The 16,422-nt window shown below is 64.9% G+C and carries 17 protein-coding genes; 8 read left to right on the top strand and 9 right to left on the bottom strand.

Annotation, left to right across the window (positions count from 1 at the left end; translation table 11 throughout):
* Nucleotides 1–148: 148 nt before the first annotated feature.
* Nucleotides 149–1,825: an Eco57I restriction-modification methylase domain-containing protein gene (locus ACOOHB_RS03810; RefSeq protein WP_420443484.1), complete on the bottom strand. Its 1,677-nt coding sequence runs from the start codon at nucleotides 1,823–1,825 to the stop codon at nucleotides 149–151.
* A 257-nt stretch (nucleotides 1,826–2,082) separates the two neighbouring features.
* Here ACOOHB_RS03810 and ACOOHB_RS03805 point away from each other — a divergent pair, with 257 nt between their 5' ends.
* Entirely contained in the window at nucleotides 2,083–2,715 is a 633-nt protein-coding gene (locus ACOOHB_RS03805) for a GNAT family N-acetyltransferase (RefSeq protein ID WP_420443483.1), read from the top strand.
* A 56-nt stretch (nucleotides 2,716–2,771) separates the two neighbouring features.
* A complete protein-coding gene (locus ACOOHB_RS03800; protein ID WP_420443482.1) occupies nucleotides 2,772–3,734 on the top strand; it encodes an alpha/beta fold hydrolase in 963 nt (320 codons plus the stop codon).
* Nucleotides 3,735–3,773: 39 nt separating this feature from the next.
* Here the strand turns inward: ACOOHB_RS03800 and ACOOHB_RS03795 are convergent, their stop codons facing one another.
* The 3 genes from ACOOHB_RS03795 to ACOOHB_RS03785 form a co-directional block, all read right to left on the bottom strand.
* Nucleotides 3,774–4,163, bottom strand: a complete 390-nt coding sequence (locus ACOOHB_RS03795; RefSeq protein WP_420443481.1) for a RidA family protein — start codon at nucleotides 4,161–4,163, stop codon at nucleotides 3,774–3,776.
* Nucleotides 4,164–4,221: 58 nt separating this feature from the next.
* Nucleotides 4,222–5,343: an LLM class flavin-dependent oxidoreductase gene (locus tag ACOOHB_RS03790; protein ID WP_420443480.1), complete on the bottom strand. Its 1,122-nt coding sequence runs from the start codon at nucleotides 5,341–5,343 to the stop codon at nucleotides 4,222–4,224.
* A 95-nt stretch (nucleotides 5,344–5,438) separates the two neighbouring features.
* Complete coding sequence (locus ACOOHB_RS03785) at nucleotides 5,439–6,284, bottom strand: TauD/TfdA dioxygenase family protein (protein WP_420443479.1); 846 nt, start codon at nucleotides 6,282–6,284, stop codon at nucleotides 5,439–5,441.
* Between the two features lie 70 nt (nucleotides 6,285–6,354).
* On the opposite strand from ACOOHB_RS03785, the gene ACOOHB_RS03780 reads away from it, so the two are divergent.
* The 5 genes from ACOOHB_RS03780 (at nucleotide 6,355) to ACOOHB_RS03760 (ending at nucleotide 10,925) form a co-directional block, all read left to right on the top strand.
* A complete protein-coding gene (locus ACOOHB_RS03780; protein WP_420443478.1) occupies nucleotides 6,355–7,494 on the top strand; it encodes a hypothetical protein in 1,140 nt (379 codons plus the stop codon).
* A 171-nt stretch (nucleotides 7,495–7,665) separates the two neighbouring features.
* Entirely contained in the window at nucleotides 7,666–8,892 is a 1,227-nt protein-coding gene (locus ACOOHB_RS03775; protein ID WP_420443477.1) for a cytochrome P450, read from the top strand.
* 22 nt (nucleotides 8,893–8,914) lie between these two features.
* A complete protein-coding gene (ligA, locus tag ACOOHB_RS03770) occupies nucleotides 8,915–9,313 on the top strand; it encodes a protocatechuate 4,5-dioxygenase subunit alpha (RefSeq protein ID WP_420443476.1) in 399 nt (132 codons plus the stop codon).
* Nucleotides 9,310–10,197, top strand: coding sequence for a class III extradiol dioxygenase subunit beta (locus tag ACOOHB_RS03765; protein WP_420443475.1), 888 nt, complete (start codon nucleotides 9,310–9,312; stop codon nucleotides 10,195–10,197). The genes ligA and ACOOHB_RS03765 overlap by 4 nt, the downstream gene beginning before the upstream one ends.
* Before the next feature lie 68 nt (nucleotides 10,198–10,265).
* Nucleotides 10,266–10,925 (top strand): TetR/AcrR family transcriptional regulator, encoded by a 660-nt coding sequence (locus ACOOHB_RS03760; protein WP_420443474.1) that lies wholly within the window; start codon nucleotides 10,266–10,268, stop codon nucleotides 10,923–10,925.
* A gap of 4 nt (nucleotides 10,926–10,929) precedes the next feature.
* Here the strand turns inward: ACOOHB_RS03760 and ACOOHB_RS03755 are convergent, their stop codons facing one another.
* Genes ACOOHB_RS03755 through ACOOHB_RS03735 form a run of 5 tightly spaced genes read right to left on the bottom strand, consistent with a single transcriptional unit; the run spans nucleotide 10,930 to nucleotide 15,043 of the window.
* Nucleotides 10,930–11,550 carry an LLM class flavin-dependent oxidoreductase gene (locus ACOOHB_RS03755; RefSeq protein ID WP_420443473.1) on the bottom strand — a complete coding sequence of 207 codons (621 nt, stop codon included), beginning with the start codon at nucleotides 11,548–11,550 and terminating at the stop codon, nucleotides 10,930–10,932.
* A 51-nt stretch (nucleotides 11,551–11,601) separates the two neighbouring features.
* Nucleotides 11,602–12,378: an SDR family oxidoreductase gene (locus ACOOHB_RS03750; protein WP_420443472.1), complete on the bottom strand. Its 777-nt coding sequence runs from the start codon at nucleotides 12,376–12,378 to the stop codon at nucleotides 11,602–11,604.
* Between the two features lie 10 nt (nucleotides 12,379–12,388).
* Nucleotides 12,389–12,919, bottom strand: coding sequence for a 3-phenylpropionate/cinnamic acid dioxygenase subunit beta (locus ACOOHB_RS03745; protein WP_420443471.1), 531 nt, complete (start codon nucleotides 12,917–12,919; stop codon nucleotides 12,389–12,391).
* A complete protein-coding gene (locus ACOOHB_RS03740; protein ID WP_420443470.1) occupies nucleotides 12,916–14,286 on the bottom strand; it encodes an aromatic ring-hydroxylating oxygenase subunit alpha in 1,371 nt (456 codons plus the stop codon). Before ACOOHB_RS03740 ends, ACOOHB_RS03745 begins: the two co-directional genes overlap by 4 nt.
* A gap of 16 nt (nucleotides 14,287–14,302) precedes the next feature.
* Nucleotides 14,303–15,043 (bottom strand): class II aldolase/adducin family protein, encoded by a 741-nt coding sequence (locus ACOOHB_RS03735; RefSeq protein ID WP_420443469.1) that lies wholly within the window; start codon nucleotides 15,041–15,043, stop codon nucleotides 14,303–14,305.
* A gap of 178 nt (nucleotides 15,044–15,221) precedes the next feature.
* On the opposite strand from ACOOHB_RS03735, the gene ACOOHB_RS03730 reads away from it, so the two are divergent.
* Nucleotides 15,222–16,409: a CaiB/BaiF CoA transferase family protein gene (locus tag ACOOHB_RS03730; RefSeq protein WP_420443468.1), complete on the top strand. Its 1,188-nt coding sequence runs from the start codon at nucleotides 15,222–15,224 to the stop codon at nucleotides 16,407–16,409.
* Nucleotides 16,410–16,422: the final 13 nt, after the last annotated feature.

Raw genomic sequence — 16,422 nt, 5'->3', positions numbered from 1 at the left:
AGAGCAATTCGAAGTCGGGCGCGTAGCTTCCGTCGCGCCGCCACGGATTGACGAACGGCTCCCTTGGAATGAATGCATCGAAGCGGTCAAGCTTCTGCGGTTGGGCCATTGAGATCCCTGTCGGGTCGGCGCTGCGTGGCGGGCGGCGTCAAGCCGCGACCCGCTCTGCGGGCAGCGTTACACCGTAGATGCACTGCGCCACCGCGGTTGCCGCCGCTCGGTCGCGCGTCCTGAAAGCCCGCCTCAACCGGCTCTTGTCGTCTGCGCTGATTGACGACAGGTGCGGAACTCGGATCTTGCGCAGGTATTGCGCTTGGAAGCGATACGTCCCACCTCGCATCTTGACGCAGTAGGCCCCGACGAACAGGTTTGCGATATCGGACAGCAAGAGGCCGCCGAGTACTTCGAGGTCCCAGACGTCCGAGACGACGAAGTAAAGGTTGTGGTGGGGGTAGTAGTGCCCCTCGTCGAGCACCGGATGAGCAGCCGACTTGATGTCCGGAATCAGCAGCTTGGGTCGTTCCCGCAGACCAGGGGTCACACGGTCGATTGTCCTGTACCAAGTGCTCGGCCGACGCCTCGCAACATGCCGGCGGCGTACCCGTGACTCGTGGACTCGAAAGTACGCAGCAAGACGGGGGAACTCGGCGAGGTCTACGAGCCGGCCGTCTTCCCATGGGTTGATCAAGTAGCGGCCGCCCCACTTCGGTTGCCCGCTGGCGATGTCGCCGGCAGTCACGAGAGGCAGCAGCCGATCGTCCTCGATGCCCTGCGGGGCGTCAGAGATGTAGACCTCATCGCAGCCGGTCGCGATGCCGATTCCGACTCGCGTACCGGTCCGCGGATCTTCGAGCGGAGGGAATCGGGATTCGAGGTCGGCCAATAGTTCGAGGACGTACGGCGAACCTGTCGGCCAGTGATCGCCGCCTGTGAGCCATCCCTTCAGCTCCGCGACCTCGAAAGAAGCGTCGGCCGGCTCCTCGTCTGCTTCTGAGCGAAGCCAGGGTGCAAGACGGCGGCTTGCCGCTTCGTCAAATGAAGGACGGGCCTCGACGAGCTTTACCCGTCCTTGCGGCGCATTGCGCAGAACGGTGATGGCTGGGTAGGAAGACACCGAGGCTTCGAATGCGTCGGCGTCGTGCATCTCGATGAGCGCTTCAAGTGCGTACCGGTCGCCGACGAGCTGGCGCAATCGGGCGCCGTATTGGTTGCGCATCCAACGATCGGCACAGATGAACCCGAGCCGCCCGCCTGGCGCCAGTAGCGCCAAGCCCTTCTCGAAGAATCCGACGAACAGGTCTGCTCGGCCCCGCATTGTCGAGCACTCGGACCGGTAAGCGTCGCTGACGTCGTCCGGTATCTGTTCCAGCCGGACATAGGGCGGATTGCCGACTACGAAGTCAGCGACATCGTCCCCATGATCGGTGAGCAGGAAGTCGCCCGTCGTGACCCAGCTTTGGGCTAGGTGCTCGGCAGTGCTTAACGACTCACCGAGTTCCAAGAGCTTGGCGGCGACGGTCTTACGCGTGTGTTCGGCGTTGTGCGCCAATAGGTCGAAGCCCTGGACTGCGTCGTCGAGATCAGCGAGCACTCGTCCATGCATTGCGCAGGATTCGGACAGCCGCTCGATGATGGGAAGCAGGAAGGCCCCGCAGCCACACGCCGGTTCCACGATGGTGGAGGCACCGAGGTCAGCCTCGGGCCGGTAGCCGACCAAATCCAAGATGAGGTCCACCACCCACCGGCGCGTGAATACCTCGCCGTGCTCGCCGTCTGGGTCCGGCACCCACGCCGGAGGCGGCAGTGCCTCGCTCGTCAACGTCAACTGGGTACCCCTCATCGCCGAGCCCCGACTCCTGTCGCCAAACTACATCCGTGTAGCCCCGTGGGCTGCGACGCTAAGGCCCCCCTGTGACAAGCCCGTCACGCCCTGAGTCATATCCAGGCCCGACCGCTGACCCTCTCACCATGACCGAGTTTCTCTCTCATCCCTCCCTCCACTTCCGACTCTCGGGACGATACGGAAATCTCATCGGAGTAGCGTCGCTGAGCGAGGACCGTTAGCGACCTTTGGGGGTAGCGATGGAGATCGTCACTGTCGACCGCGACCGGGCTGCACAGCTCACCGACGAGGTAGTGGAGCTGGCCTATGCCACCGGGCCTTCGACGTACGACTACCAATTCGGCCCCCGCGCGGCGTTCGACCGTCTGGTGGGCGACTCATGGCTCGCCGAAGGCACGCTTTACGCCTTCGACGAGACCAGGCTCGCAATCGACGGCGACGATCTGTTGGGCATCGAGATCGGTTTTTCGGGTCCCGAGTTCGACCGTCGCAAGAAGACCCTGCGACCGCTGTGGCAGCCGATCCTCGACGACGGCGTGTTCACCCCCGCCGAGTTCGCAGAGCTTGGGCGGCGCTCTTACCTCGCCAGTTACCTCAACGTCGTCATCCCCTCAAGCGCCTACTACGTCCATGCGCTGTCGGTCCGGCCCGACCGGCACGGCCAAGGGATCGGCGCTGCACTGATGAAGGACGCCATCGAACGCGCCACAGACGAGGGGTACCGGGCGGTCCACCTCGACGTGCTGTCCGACAACCCAGCGGTCAAGTTCTACGAGGCATTCGGGTTCGAGGCACTAGCACAGACAATCGCGCCCATCCCCCACAGCCACGGCGTCCCGATGGAACAGCGAATGGCGCTCGACCTGCGCTGACCCGCAGCCGAAGCTGGCATCATTCGCTGGCTCCGACAGGCCCCCGGGGGATGACCGTGACTGAATTCGTTCGCACCGACGAAGCGCACTTCGACGCACTCAGCGACTGGGACTACGAGCCCCGGTACCACCAGTGGAAAGACTTGCGCGTCCACTACATCGATGAGGGACCTCGGGACGCACCCGTCATGCTGCTGCTGCACGGCATGCCGACGTGGGCGTACCTCTACCGGACGATGATCCCGGGCCTCGTCGACGCCGGGTACCGCTGCATCGCTCCCGATCACCTCGGCTTCGGCCGAAGCGACAAGCCGACCGATCCGAACTGGTACTCGATCGCCCGACACACCGAGGTCCTGACCTCACTCATCTGCGGCCTCGATCTCTCAGACATCACCGTGGTCTGCCAGGACTGGGGCGGCCCGATCGGCCTCGCCCAGGCGGCGATGATGCCCGAGCGATTCAGCCGGCTCGTCATCATGAACACCTGGCTCCATCACCCCGAGTTCGAATACGACGAGAGCTTCCTGCGGTGGATCGACGCCTGGGGTCCCGGTGGCCGGTATGCGCACCCGCGCCCGAGCATCGGGCTCGTGCCCCTGCTGGCAGGCCGCATGGTCCGCTCGCGCGACGTGGTTCCCGCGATCAAAGCCGGCGTCGAACCGGATCTCGACGGCGAAGCTGCACTGAGGTTCGCTGGATTCTCAGCGCCGTTCCGTGGCCTTCCCGAGGAAGGATTCAACGGTGCCCGCTGGTTCCCGCTGTCCATCCCCGTCGGCGACTACGACAGCGGTAACGGCGCCGGGCAGACCCTGCACTACCGGGTGCTGCTTGGCTGGAACAAGGCCACCCACTTTGTCTGGGGCGCTGAGGACGACGGCTTCACCGAGGAGTGGGGTCGCACGTGGGCTGAACGAATGAACGCACCGATCGACGTGCTGCCCGACGCCGGCCACTTCCTGCAGTTCACCCACGGGCCCCAGATTGTCGAGCACATCTTGCGACGCGCCGACGCGTAGCCGGCCGAGCGCCGCCGGTCGCCTCGGGGCTGGCGACAACTACTCCTTGTAAGCGACCACTTCGATCTCGATGAGCGCTCCGGGAATGACGATCCCGGCGATCACGGTCGTGCTTGCGGGCGGGTCGCTCGGGAAGTACTTCTTCCGAGCTGCGCTGTACTCGCCGTACTGCTCGATGTCGGTGATGAACGCCTGCAACTTGACGACATCGGCCATCGAGAAGCCTTCCTCGCTCAGCGCGAGGCTCATGTAGTCGAAGATCTCCTCGGTCTGCCCGCCCATTCCCTTGCTCAAGTCGTTCGCGATGGAACCCGAGATGTAGATGGACGGTCCGGCTCGCACCGCTACGGAGAAAGCCCCCGATCGGATGAGCTCAGGAACCGGATGGGCCTCGATGAGTGCCTCTGAACGTATGACCTTGCCAGCCATGGATCATTCCCCCTTGTGATCGGATGAGATTCTTGGTCTCGTCATGTTCCCACGACCATCAGATCAGGAACCGAGGCTTCTCCACCCCGTAGTCGCCCCACATCGATTGCCGTCTGACGGCGTTGGGCCCTCGGAACTCCGGAATCACGTACTTGCCGATGAGCTCGATCGCCTTCAGGTGCGCTGAGACGCCGAGATCGTCGATGCGCAAGACGATCTCGTCGACTCCCATCGCCTCGAGACGCTTGATTCGCTCGACAAGGTCGTCAGGCGTGCCGATCATGATCGTTGGGGTGAACTCTCCAAGGGCGAGCGGATCGTTCTCGTGTTCCTTCATCTTGCGGATCTCGTTGATGCCCTCGAAGCCCGACCGCTGGTCAAGCTGGTCGTACATGTCATAGGTGCTGCGGAAGAACCTGATCACGTCGTGGCGGGATTCCTCGACGGCCGCTTCCCGAGTTGCAGCGCAATGACTCGTGAGAGGGCAGAAGCAGAGCGACGTGTTGACCGGGTACTGCGCTATCGGTTCGGGCGTCTTGCAGGCGTCGCGGTACAGCCCAATCAACTCCCCGAGGTGGTCCCAGCCAAGATACGAGTCATTGGTGATGGCGCCCAGGCCCATGTTTCCCGCAATCGTGTGTGTCTCGGGACTGATGGTGACCACCCAGATCGGAAAGAGCTCCTCGCGGTAGAGCCGCGGGGTCACCTCGATCGGCGGGATGTTGTAAAACTCGCCGTGGTGCTCCATCGGGAACTCCGTGAGCGCCTTCACTGTCACTTCGAGGCCTTCACGCCACTGCGCCCGGGTGTCGGAAGGGTCGACCTCGAACGGATCCAGCGTCTTCACGTTGTTGGAGCGGGCCGTACACAGCTCGACCCGACCGTGAGACAGGATGTCGACTGTCGCCAAGTGATTCGCCACCTTGATCGGGTGGTTGAACTTCAGCATCAGGATCGACATGAATCGGAGCTTGATCCGGCTCGTGCGCATCGCGACTGCGCCATAGAGCGTCTCGGGCGCAGCGATCGTGGCACCAGGGGCAAAGTGCTGCTCAGAGGTTCCCCAGAAGTCCCACCCCATCTCCTCGCAGAGCTCCGCCTCGCGGATGACCTCGTGCAGCCGGTGATGATGCGTCATCCCCCGCGGTGTCGTTCCCTCGCTCAAGAACCCGAACCGCATGAGTCAACTCCCCCTGCGTGCGCGCTTTGACGCGCCGGCCGGCGCAATCATCCTCGCACAGGCCTCTCGCGGAGGCCGAGGGAGCGTTTCGCCGGTCAGAAAGGCCGGTCGCCGATGAGGGTCACCCGCTCCATTCGGCGGTGCATGCCGCCGTGGTCGGGGACGGCGTAGTGCTGAGTGCAGCGGTTGTCCCACTGGGCGATTGACTCCGGCCGCCACCGGAACCGGCATTGGTACTCGGGTCTGCTCGCCTCGTCGTACAGGCGCTGCCGAAGCGAGCGGCTCTCATCGGGGGTCATCCCGTCGATGGTGAGCGTGAAAATGCGGTTGACGTACAGGCTCTGGCGACCCGTGACGGGGTGCGTGCGCACGACCGGGTGCTTCTGGTCCGGGTACTGCTCCGCGGCCTCGGCGCGCTTGCGTTCGCTCATGTGACGTCCGAACGCCTTGACGTAGGAGTGGATCGCAAATCGGCCGTCGATCTGTTCCTTGACGTCATCCGGCAGCCGCTCGTAGGCCAGTTCCATGTTCGCAAAGCAGGTGTCACCGCCATATGACGGGACGATGCGACCCATCAGGACAGAGCCGAGCGGGGGACTCTCCCGGAACGTCACATCGGAGTGCCAGGTCTCGGCGGCATAGAAATTCTCGGCGGTCGACTCGAGCACGAGGATCTCGGGGTGATCGTCGACGTAGGGGGCGAAGGGGTGAATCTCCAGATCGCCAAGGGCCCGCCCATATGCCACATGCTCGGCCTGGCTGAGGTGCTGATCGCGAAAGAACAGCACCTTGTGGGCCAACCACGCGTCCTGCAGTTCGGCCATCAGCTCGTCGTCAAGTTCCCGCAGGTCAACGTTGGCGATCTCGGCACCGATCGAACCGGTGAGCGGCTCTACTCGTATGCGGTCATATTCGTTCGCCTTTACCGCATCGACACGCACGTAACTCCCCCTCCGAGGCTCGCGACACATACTGTCACCCACAGTCGAGTCATCACGCAAGCGAGTGCACATGAGCACAACGACACCTCCCGCTGGCCCCGTGTCGCTGTGCCGGCCGGACTGGCTGTACCAGATCGTCGTCGACTATGCGGGTTTCGGCGCGCACCTGACAGGCACAGATGCAGATCGCTCCACAGCCGACTGGCTCACAAATCTGATCTCTGAGATCGGCGGAACGGCGACTCTCGAACCCTTCGCCTTTGACCGTTTCGACGTGGGCGCAGAGCTGCTTGCCGACGGCGCAGCGGTGCCGTCGGTTCCGCTCTACTACAGCGCGATCGGCAGCTTCGAAACCGACGACGTGCAGGTGGTCAGGTTTGGCGCCGGCGTCGCAGGCTCGGCCCCGGCATTCGAGGAGCGGCTGCGCGGCCTGGACTCACGAGCTGCCGTCATCGCCGTCGACGGGCCCGACGATCTGCCGGTGCAGTGCAATCGCTTCCCGACCAAGATGCTCGGTGTGCCAGGCGTGATCGTGCCCGGCAACTGGTTCGATCGGCTCGGCAAGGCTCAGCTGCGCCTCCGGTTTGATGCTTCGATCGAGCCGGCGACGAGCACAAACGTGCTTGCCACATTCGGGTCAGCGGATTCGTCGGTGACCGCCGTCACGACCCCGCTGACTGGATGGACGCCCGCTGCCGGCGAGCGGGGCACCGGGCTCGCAGCCGCCCTCGCTGTGGCCGTGGAGCTGTCAAGCGAGTACTCCGTGCACTTCGCGGCGTGCAGCGGGCACGAGATCGACCACATCGGCCTTCGCCATCATCTCGCTCAGCGCGATGTGCGAGGCATGCCCGCCGTCCACTTCGGCGCTTCGATCGGCGCGGGCGCAGTTGAGCCCGGCGTCTCGGGAGCGCTCGAGCTCGCTTCGACGCGAATCGCACTGACGACGGCTACGGGACGCTGCAGGGCCGATATCGCCGAAATGGCGGCAGGTGCCAACTGGACCCTGCGCGACGTCGAGCCTCCCTGGCCGGGCGAAGGCGGCACGTGGCAGGAAGCCGGAGCTTCGGTGCTGTCGTTCCTCGGACCGTTCACGCTCTTTCACACCGCCCACGACACACCTGAGCGGGCCACGACGCCAGAAGCGCTCCACCTGGCGACAACAGTCGCCCTCGCCGCCGCTCGTCGATTTCTCGAGGATGCGAGTCGGTGACGTCACGTCAAGCCAATGCCAAGATCTGCGAGCCAGGACCGGCGATTTAGGCGGGACCGCTGAATTCTCGGGGGCATGAACGCACCTCCTACGCTGAACCCTTCAGTCCGACGTACGCGCTCTGGCGATCTCTTCACGAACTGACCCGCCCTAACCGCAAAGGAACGCTCGATGACCGACACGGCACCTGTTGACGATTGGGACACCGACTACGACATCTTCGACCCGGGATACGTGACCGATCCGGCGCCGGTGTGGGAGGAGCTGCGTAGCCAATGCCCCATCGCCCACAGCGAGCGGTGGGGCGGCTCCTACTTGCCCACCAAATACGACGATGTCCAAGCCCTCGCCAAGATGGTCCCCGAGTTGTCGAGCCGGGACGTGCTGGTGGTGCCGATAGCTGCGGCGCCCTCCGACGCCACCGACTCCCTGCCGTACGGCACCGTCAGCGCTCCGATCTCGGTCGATCCGCCGATGCATGGCTGGACTCGCCGGCTGCTGCTGCCGCACTTCTCCCCCAAGGCGGTCGAAGGGCACCGCCAGTACACCCAAGAACTCGCTGACCGCCTGATTGATGAGTTCATCGAGCGCGGCACGGTCGACGGCGCAGGCGAATACGCGCAGCAGATCCCACCTCGGGTGATCGCTCACTTGCTGGGCATCGACGAGAGCCGGGTGGAGGAGTTCACCTACTGGGTGCGATGCGTGCTCGAGCTGGGGCTGACCAAGCCCGAATTGCGGGCGGAGTACCGCGACGTCATCCGAGACTTCTTCAAGGAGGTCGTTGCCGACAAGTTGGAAAACCCGGACGACGGCTTCGTGAGCGACCTGCTGGGGGGCACCGACGCCGACGGCAACCCGGTCGATCCGCTGGTCGTGGTCGGCATGCTCAACCTCCAGCTGATCGCCGGTATCGACACCACGTGGAGCTCGATCGGCGCGTCGCTGTGGCACTTCGGCACCCATCCCGCCGACCGTGAGCGCATGGCGGCTGAACCCGAACTTTGGCCCTCGGCGATCGAGGAACTGCTGCGCTTCTATTCCCCGGTGACCATGGGCCGTCGTGCTGAGGTGGACGTGGAGATCGGCGACGTCACGATCCCAATGGGCAGCAAGGTGCTGTTGAACTTTCCCGGCGCCAACCGAGATCCCGAGATGTTCGAACGTCCCGACGAGGTCATCCTGGATCGTCCCCACAATCGCCACATCGCGTTCGGCGCAGGCATCCATCGCTGCGCGGGCTCGAACCTGGCCCGCCTCGAGATGGACATTGCGCTGCGCACCTGGTTCGAGCGCATCGGGGACTTCGAGGTGAGCGAGCCCGATGAGGTGACCTGGGCAGGCGGCCAAGTCCGCGGCCCCCGCTACCTCCCGATCCGCTTTCCGTCCACCAGCTGACGCTGCGCAGCTGGAGACGACCATGCCGCTCGACAAGCCTTACCTCGACGTGCCCGGCACCACCATCTTCGATACCGAACAGGCCCGGAAGGGTTACTGGCTCAACCAGTTCTGCATGTCGCTGATGAGCGAGGCGAACCGCGAGCGGTTCCGTGCCAACGAGCGTGCCTACGTCGATGAATGGAACATGTCCGATGAGCAGAAGGCCGGCGTCCTCGAACGCGACTTCAACCGGCTGATCGGCCTCGGCGGCAATATCTATTTCTTGGCAAAGATCGGCGCCACGGATGGCTTGTCATTCGTCCAGATCGTCAGCTCGATGACCGAGAACGACGCGGAGGGCCACCAGTCGATGATGCTCGCCGGCGGCCGATCTCCCGACGGCAACCGCTACCTGAGCGAGTGGGAGGCGCAGCAGTGAGTGCACGCATCACCGCCAGTGTCTTCACGAGCCACGTGCCCGCCATTGGCGTCGCCATCGACCGGGGCAAGACCGGCGAAACCTACTGGCAGCCCCTGTTTGCGGGGTTCCAACCGGCCCGAGCGTGGATCCGGGAGAACACGCCCGACGCCGTGATCCTCGTCTACAACGACCATGCCAACGCGTTCGGGCTCGAGATGATCCCGACGTTCGCCCTCGGCCTGGCAGCGAGCTACGAACCAGCCGACGAAGGATGGGGACCCCGACCCGTGCCGACGGTCCACGGCCACCCGGAGCTGGCGGCGCACATTGCACACTCCGTGATCCAGCAGGACTTCGACCTGACCCTGGTGAACGAGATGACAGTCGACCACGGGCTCACGGTCCCGCTGTCGATCATGTTCGGACAGCCCCAGGCATGGCCCTGCCCGGTCGTGCCGCTCGCCGTCAATGTCGTGCAGTACCCGGTCCCTTCGGGCCGGCGCTGCTTGCAGCTGGGCCAGGCCATACGGCGTGCCGTCGAGAGCTTCGACAACGATCTCGACGTTCAGATCTGGGGCACCGGCGGCATGAGTCACCAGCTCCAAGGGCCTCGCGCCGGTCTCATCAACCAGCCGTGGGACAAGGCATTCATGGACCGACTGATCGCCGATCCCGCCGATCTAGCCGGCATGCCCCACATCGACTACGTCCGCGAGGCCGGTTCTGAGGGCATCGAACTGGTCATGTGGCTCATCGCCCGTGGAGCCATGTCCGACTGTGCTGAAGTCGCCGACCCGGCCGAACGCGCCGACAGTGCAGCGCCCTCAGTCGTCCACCGCCTGTATCACGTGCCGGCCAGCAACACCGCCGTGGGCCAACTCATCCTGGAAGAACGCCCCTAGCGCTCTCGCGCATGCGTCCGGCGACACTGAAAATCCGGCGTTACCAGCGTCGCTAGCGTTAGACCGCGATGTCGATCACGGGTGACCCAATTCTCGGCGAGAACGCCGACCTCCACGGCACCGAATTGGGCAAACGCCAGCGCAACAAGCTGGACAAGCAGCGGCGCATCGTCGCCGCTGCCACCGCCCTCTTCCAAGCGAAGGGCTTCGAGGACACCACCACCGCCGAGATCGCCACGGCCGCAGGAATTGGCGCAGGCACGCTCTATCTCTACGTCGAGTCGAAGGAGGAGTTGCTGGTCAGCGCGTTTGTCAACGTGGCAGTCGAGGCGTGGACCGAAGCGTTCGAGCTCGTCGACCGCTCGGCGAAGGTGGTCGATCAGATCATGACGCTGCTGCTCCACGTCACCGACCACCACGAAGCGGATCGGCGGCTGGCTCGGTCGTTCTTCAAGGAGCTCCCCTACGTGAGTACGTCCGGACGTGTCGGTACCGATGCATTCACTGGCTGGTTCTCCAAACGGCTCGCCTCGCTGCTCGACGACGCAAGCACAAACGGCATGCTCGATCCCGACGTCCCCAAGTACACGCTGGCCTTCAACCTCTATTCGCTGTGGCAGGTCCTCATGCGGCGCCTCGTCACGGACAGGATCGCCTACGACGAAATGGTGACCCAGCTCGAAGACGCCGTCCGAGTTGCGGTGTGGGGGATGACGCCGGAAGCCTGAGACCTCAGGCGGTCTTCGCCACCGGTCCGACGGTGTCGAGCCACCTGCGCATGAGCAACACGATCTCGGTTGGCCCCTCGCCTGCTGCGAAGACCTTGAGATGGGTAGCGCCGAGATCGCGGTACGCCTCGGCGAGTTCCACCCACTTGGCCAGATCGTCATCGGGCCGGGTCCGGATCGCGCATTCGATGCCCAACTCGGCAGGATCACGCCCGGCATCGCGCGCATAGCCCCGGACACGGTCGAGGCTGTGCCACTGGCCTTGGTAGGAGACATGCTCCGAGGTCCAGTAGCGCCGCAGCCGGCCCCCCGAGAGCAGATCGAGTTCGGCGCACTGCTTGGCGACCAGGGTGGTCTGGCGCTGGGGCAACAACAGCACGCCCGTCGCCAGCTCGACGCGTTCGGTCACCGCAGCGATGAAGCTCAGGAACACGAGCGGCTCGTGGACACCGGTGGACGACGTGTGGACCCTCTCCCCCTCGGCACGTTCGGGATGCCCGCCGATCACATGATCATTGGTGGAGATGCCGTCGAAGCCGGCCGCCTCGAGTTCACCGACTAGGCCGCGAATCACGCCCCAGTCGGTGCCCATGTTGATGTTGCCGAAGGCCGCTCCGAGTCGCATGAGGTCCCGGTCTACTCGAGGGCCGGCGACGACGAGTCCCTCGTGGCCGGGCTAGGGGAGGTTGGCGCCGCCGTCGCTGTGGATGAAGCGACCGGTCATGCCCCGCGATGCTTTGGATGCAAGGAACACGTAGCTCTCGGCGTGGTCCGCAGGGCCGAGGGCGACATCGAGCGGGCTGCGCTGACGGATGGACTCGACTCGGTCAGGTTCCTGCCCAAGGGATCGGTCGTACAGGCCGAGAGAGCGCAGGCCGCGCAAGTCAGTGCTGTGCGTGCCGCCAGGGGCGACACCGTTCACCCGGATTTCGGGTGCCAGCTCATGGGCCAGTGACAGCACAAGGCCGCGCACAGCGAACTTGCTGGCGACGTACAGGATTCCCCCGCGTCCGGGCGTGAAGCTGCTGGTCGAACCGGTCAGGATCACCGACCCTCGGCTCTCTCGCAGGGGCTCGATGCTGACCCGGACCGCCAGCAGCATGGAACGCACATTGACATCCATGACCTCGGTGAACGCTTCGTCGAGGGCGTCATGGGGAAGCTCGGCCAGCCCGAGGTAGTAGTCGAACAGCCCGACGCAGCTCACCAGCGTGTCGATGCCCCCGAATGCGTCGAGCATCGACGCCACGGCGCCGTCGTTGTCGTCCGCGCTCGTGGCGTCGCCGCAAATGACAGGCCCAGCCGACGCTTCGGCCAGCGCCTCACACTTGAGCGGATCGATCTCCAGCGTGCCCACGCTGGCTCCCTCGGCCAAGAAGGCGTCGTGAACGCCCCGGCCGATGCCGGATCCTGCCCCGATGATCAGTGCTCGTTTGCCGGCCAGCCTGCTCATGGAATGACCGTCACAGGAAGATGGCCAGGTTCTGGGTGCGCAGCACCGATTCGTCGATCTGGATGTCCCTCGATCGCAGGCGCATCCCGTCCGGGGTCGTCACCAAAACGTCGGTGCGGCCGGCGGACAGCAAGCTCGGCGCCGTCCGGTCGCCACGCGAGCGGTACAGCAGCACGGCCGATTCCACGATCAGCTCTTCCTCGTCGCCCTCGAAGGTCCGGACATTGGAGATGTGGTGGCGGATCCGGCTCTGTGGGTCCTCGGTCCATGCGTAGTCAGTCGCAAAGCGCTGCACTCGTTTCGACAACGAGTACCAGTCCTCGTCGAAGTGGTCCATCGTTTGCAGATCGGCCTCGTCGGCTGCCTTGACAGCCGTGACTCGCACCGGCATCCGGTAGCGGATCTGCGGATCCATGAGCTCAAGCCATCCCTCGAAGTCGGCGCTGTCAAGAAGGTGCGCTTCCTCCACCAGGAACTGCGCGGCGGCCTGATGCCGCGGGTCGCCGTATGGCAGCGGAGTCCGAGCCCGCTGCGAACTCATACGGGCGTCTCCCCCATGCCGAAGGCGATCATCTCGCGTTCGGGCGCTGGCCGGGAGACCAGTTCGGCCCACATCGAGAACCAGTGGCGCTGATTGTGCTCGCCGAAACCCTGGTACGCCGTGCCTGGGCCACGGAAGCCCTCGAATTGGGAGACGATCGGATCGCCGTCGAGCGTCAGGCCCATGCGGTTGTTGAGGAGCAGGTTTCGTGCCATCGACCCCCGCGCCATCGTCGTAATCGACACCCAGTTCTCGACATCGTCCTGCTCGAACATGCCCGACGACCCAAAGCACATCAAGTACGCCTTGTACGACGCGGCCTTGTAGTCGTCCGGGGCGTCAGCCGCCACGCAGAACCACGAGTACACCTCGGTCTCGGCCGGTCCGACGGGCTGCCACAGGCGCACCGAGATGAACGGTGTGATCCGCCCCTCGCCGTCGGTCTGGGGCCAGTTGTGGACGAAGCTCAGGTTCGGGAACAGCGTCGCTGCCGACGGCATGAAGCCCGACTCCCCTGCCAGCGCACGTTGGGGAGCGCTCAACCTCTCCCCCATGCGGTCGATCATCTCGTCGGGGTAGCCGACGTACTGCAGTCCTGTCCTGAACCCGCTGCCGGCCGGCAGCTTGTAGGTGGTGCCGCCGCCGGGTCCCGCGTGCCACAGCACGCCTTCCTTGCGCTTGTAGGGCTTCGGCTCGCCGAAGAGTTCTATGTCGACCACGCTCGCGTGGGTGTGGGGCGTGTGGTAGCTGTCGCCCATGAAGTTCTCGGCGCCGATCTTCCAGTTCGCCTCGATGCGCCAGCGCTGGGGGCCCCGGAACTCCATCCCCACCGCGCTCTGGCCGGTGTAGAAGTCGAGATAGAACGCAAAATCCCCCAGCCAGGTCTCGAAATCGGGAGCATTCGGGTCGAGGCTGGCGAAGATCATTCCGTTGCGAACTGCGATCGACGGGGCGGGCAGGAGTGCCTGACCTTCCTTGATGAAGCCCGCATCGCCGCCGTAGGCGTCGGCGTGGAATGGCAGCCCGGCGAGTTGGCCGTCGTTGCGGTATGTCCATGCGTGGTACGGGCACCGAAATGTCCGGGCGCTGCCGCGTTCGGCACGGCAGACCTGCATGCCCCGGTGGACGCACATGTTGAACATCACGTGGATCTGCCCGTCGCTGTCGCGGGTCACCAGGAACGAATCGTCCAAGATGTTGCGGACGACGTAGTCGTTCGGCTCAGCGATCTCGGATTCGTGCGCCAGGAAGTTCCACGACCGGCCGAACAGCCGAGCCCGTTCCAGCTCGAACACTTCGGCGTCGTTGTACAGGTAGGCAGGAATGAGGCCCTGGCGCACCGCGGCGGTGACCTCGTCGATCTCCATAAGTCCTCCCCGTGTCTTAGTTCAGCCCAAATCCGTCCTGGTCCAGGGCCGTCAAGTGGTGCCGCCACAGCGTCTCACGGTTGAAGGCCCCTCCGAGGTCCGGCAGTTCGGCCAGGTCGGCGCTCGGAATCGCCTCAGGAATCGTGCCTGCGGAGCGCACACGCAGGTGAATGCGGGCAAGCGTGTCGAGCTGCAGCGCCCGCAGCACCGCCTCGGCGACGTTTGCGCCGATGGTCACCACGCCGTGCCCCTTCAGCGCGAGGGCCGCAGCGCTGCCCAGCGACGCCACCATCTCTGCGGCCAGCTCGTCGGTGCGGATCAGGACCGAACGCGGGTGCATTGGAATGCCGGCGGCTGCAAGATGAGTCGCCGGGATGTCGTAGGCGCCGAAGATCGGCTCAAGCGCGAAACCCGCAAGGCTGGCCACTACGACATCGGGCGGATGGGCGTGCACCACACAGGCAACGTCGGGATGTGCCGCAAGCACCGACGTGTGGATCGGCAACTCGCTCGGCAACTTGTAGTCCCCACCGGGGTCGTCGATGATCTCGCCCGAGTCGAGATCGATGACACGCACGTCGTCGGGCGTCGTGAACCGAAGCCCCGCTTCCTCGGGCCCACGGCACCGCATCAGCGCCCGGTTGCCGTCGAGCCGCAAGCTGATGTGCCCCAAGATGTTCTCGACCAGCCCGCGATAGGCCATAACCCGACACCCAACGGCAACCTCACGCCGGAGTTCGTCGAGGCCATCAGACACATCCCGACGCTATATCTGATCCAAGACCCTCAAGGCTCGGAGCCGAGCGGCGCTGTCGCCGCCGGGGTTGTGGCGATGTACACGGACAGCTCACGCTTGTCAGGACATGGTTCTTCGTCCGGAGTGACTGAACCCGTGATAGTTCTGCACGTCGGCAAGATGGCCTATCGGGGGCGAGATGAGCACAGGTGAGACCTCTGCGGGGCCGCTGTCGGGGGTCCGAGTTCTTGATCTGTCGTCGGTGTTGATGGGTCCGGCTGCCACGCGCACGCTCGGGGATCTCGGCGCCGATGTCATCTTTGTTGAGCCTGCGAAGGGCGATCGCAATCGCACAATGGGGTCCGGTCCTGCCGAGGGGTTTTCGGGCATCTCGCTCAATCTGCTGCGCAACAAGCGCAGCATCGCGGTCGACCTCAAGCATCCGCGTGGCCGCCAGGCATTCCTGGACATCGCCGCGACCTGCGACGTGATGATCACGAACCTCCGCCCCGGTCCGCTCCACCGGCTCGGCTTGCACTACGAGGCGGTACGGGAAGTCCGAGACGACATCGTGTTCTGCCGGGCACACGGCTACCCGTCGTCAAGCGACCAGGCGAACGCCCCCGCCTATGACGACATCATCCAGTCCGCCAGCGGCGTCGGCGACCTCTTCCGCCGCATGGGCGCCGAGCCGAGCCTGCTGCCGAGCCTCGTCGCCGACAAGGTCTGCGGTCTGACCATCGCCAACGCCGTCGTCGCGGCGTTGTACCACCGGTCTCTCACCGGCCAAGGCCAGTGCATCGAGATCCCGATGATCGACGTCATGCGGGCCTTCGTGCTCACCGAACACGGCTCGGGCGCCATCTCCGAGCCCCCCGTTGCAGAAGCCGGCTACGCCCGCATCCTGACGCCCGAGCGCAAGCCGCAGAAGACGTCTGACGGATGGATCAACATCCTCCCCTACGACGCTGCGCACTACATCGCACTCTTCGAGGCCGGAGGCCGTCCGGATCTCGCCGAGGACGAGCGCTTCAGTTCGGCGCGGGGCCGCGTCGTCCACAGCGACAGCCTGTACCGCGACGTTGCGTCGGTTCTCCCTCAGCGCACGAGCGCAGAGTGGGTGGCGTTCTGCGAAGAACACCGCATTCCGGCGACAGAAGCGGCTTCGCTCGATGAGCTCGTCGAACAACTCCCGCTTGCCGAACATCCCGTCGCCGGCCCGTACCGGGTCATCCCGCCTCCCGAGCAGTTCTCCGTGACACCCGCAACCATCCGGCGCCCGGCGCCCGGCATTGGCGAGCACGGCCGAGAGATCCTGTCCGAGATCGGATACGAGGCAGCCGCCATCGACGATCTGGAAGCCGAAGGCATCCTCACCTCCCCGTGAGCGGCGAGCAGCG

This window comes from Candidatus Poriferisodalis sp., from assembly GCF_965215815.1.
Classification (GTDB): Bacteria; Actinomycetota; Acidimicrobiia; order Acidimicrobiales; family Poriferisodalaceae; genus Poriferisodalis.
Note: the sequence above shows the minus strand (reverse complement) of the source record. Positions and strands in the feature narration are given on the sequence as shown.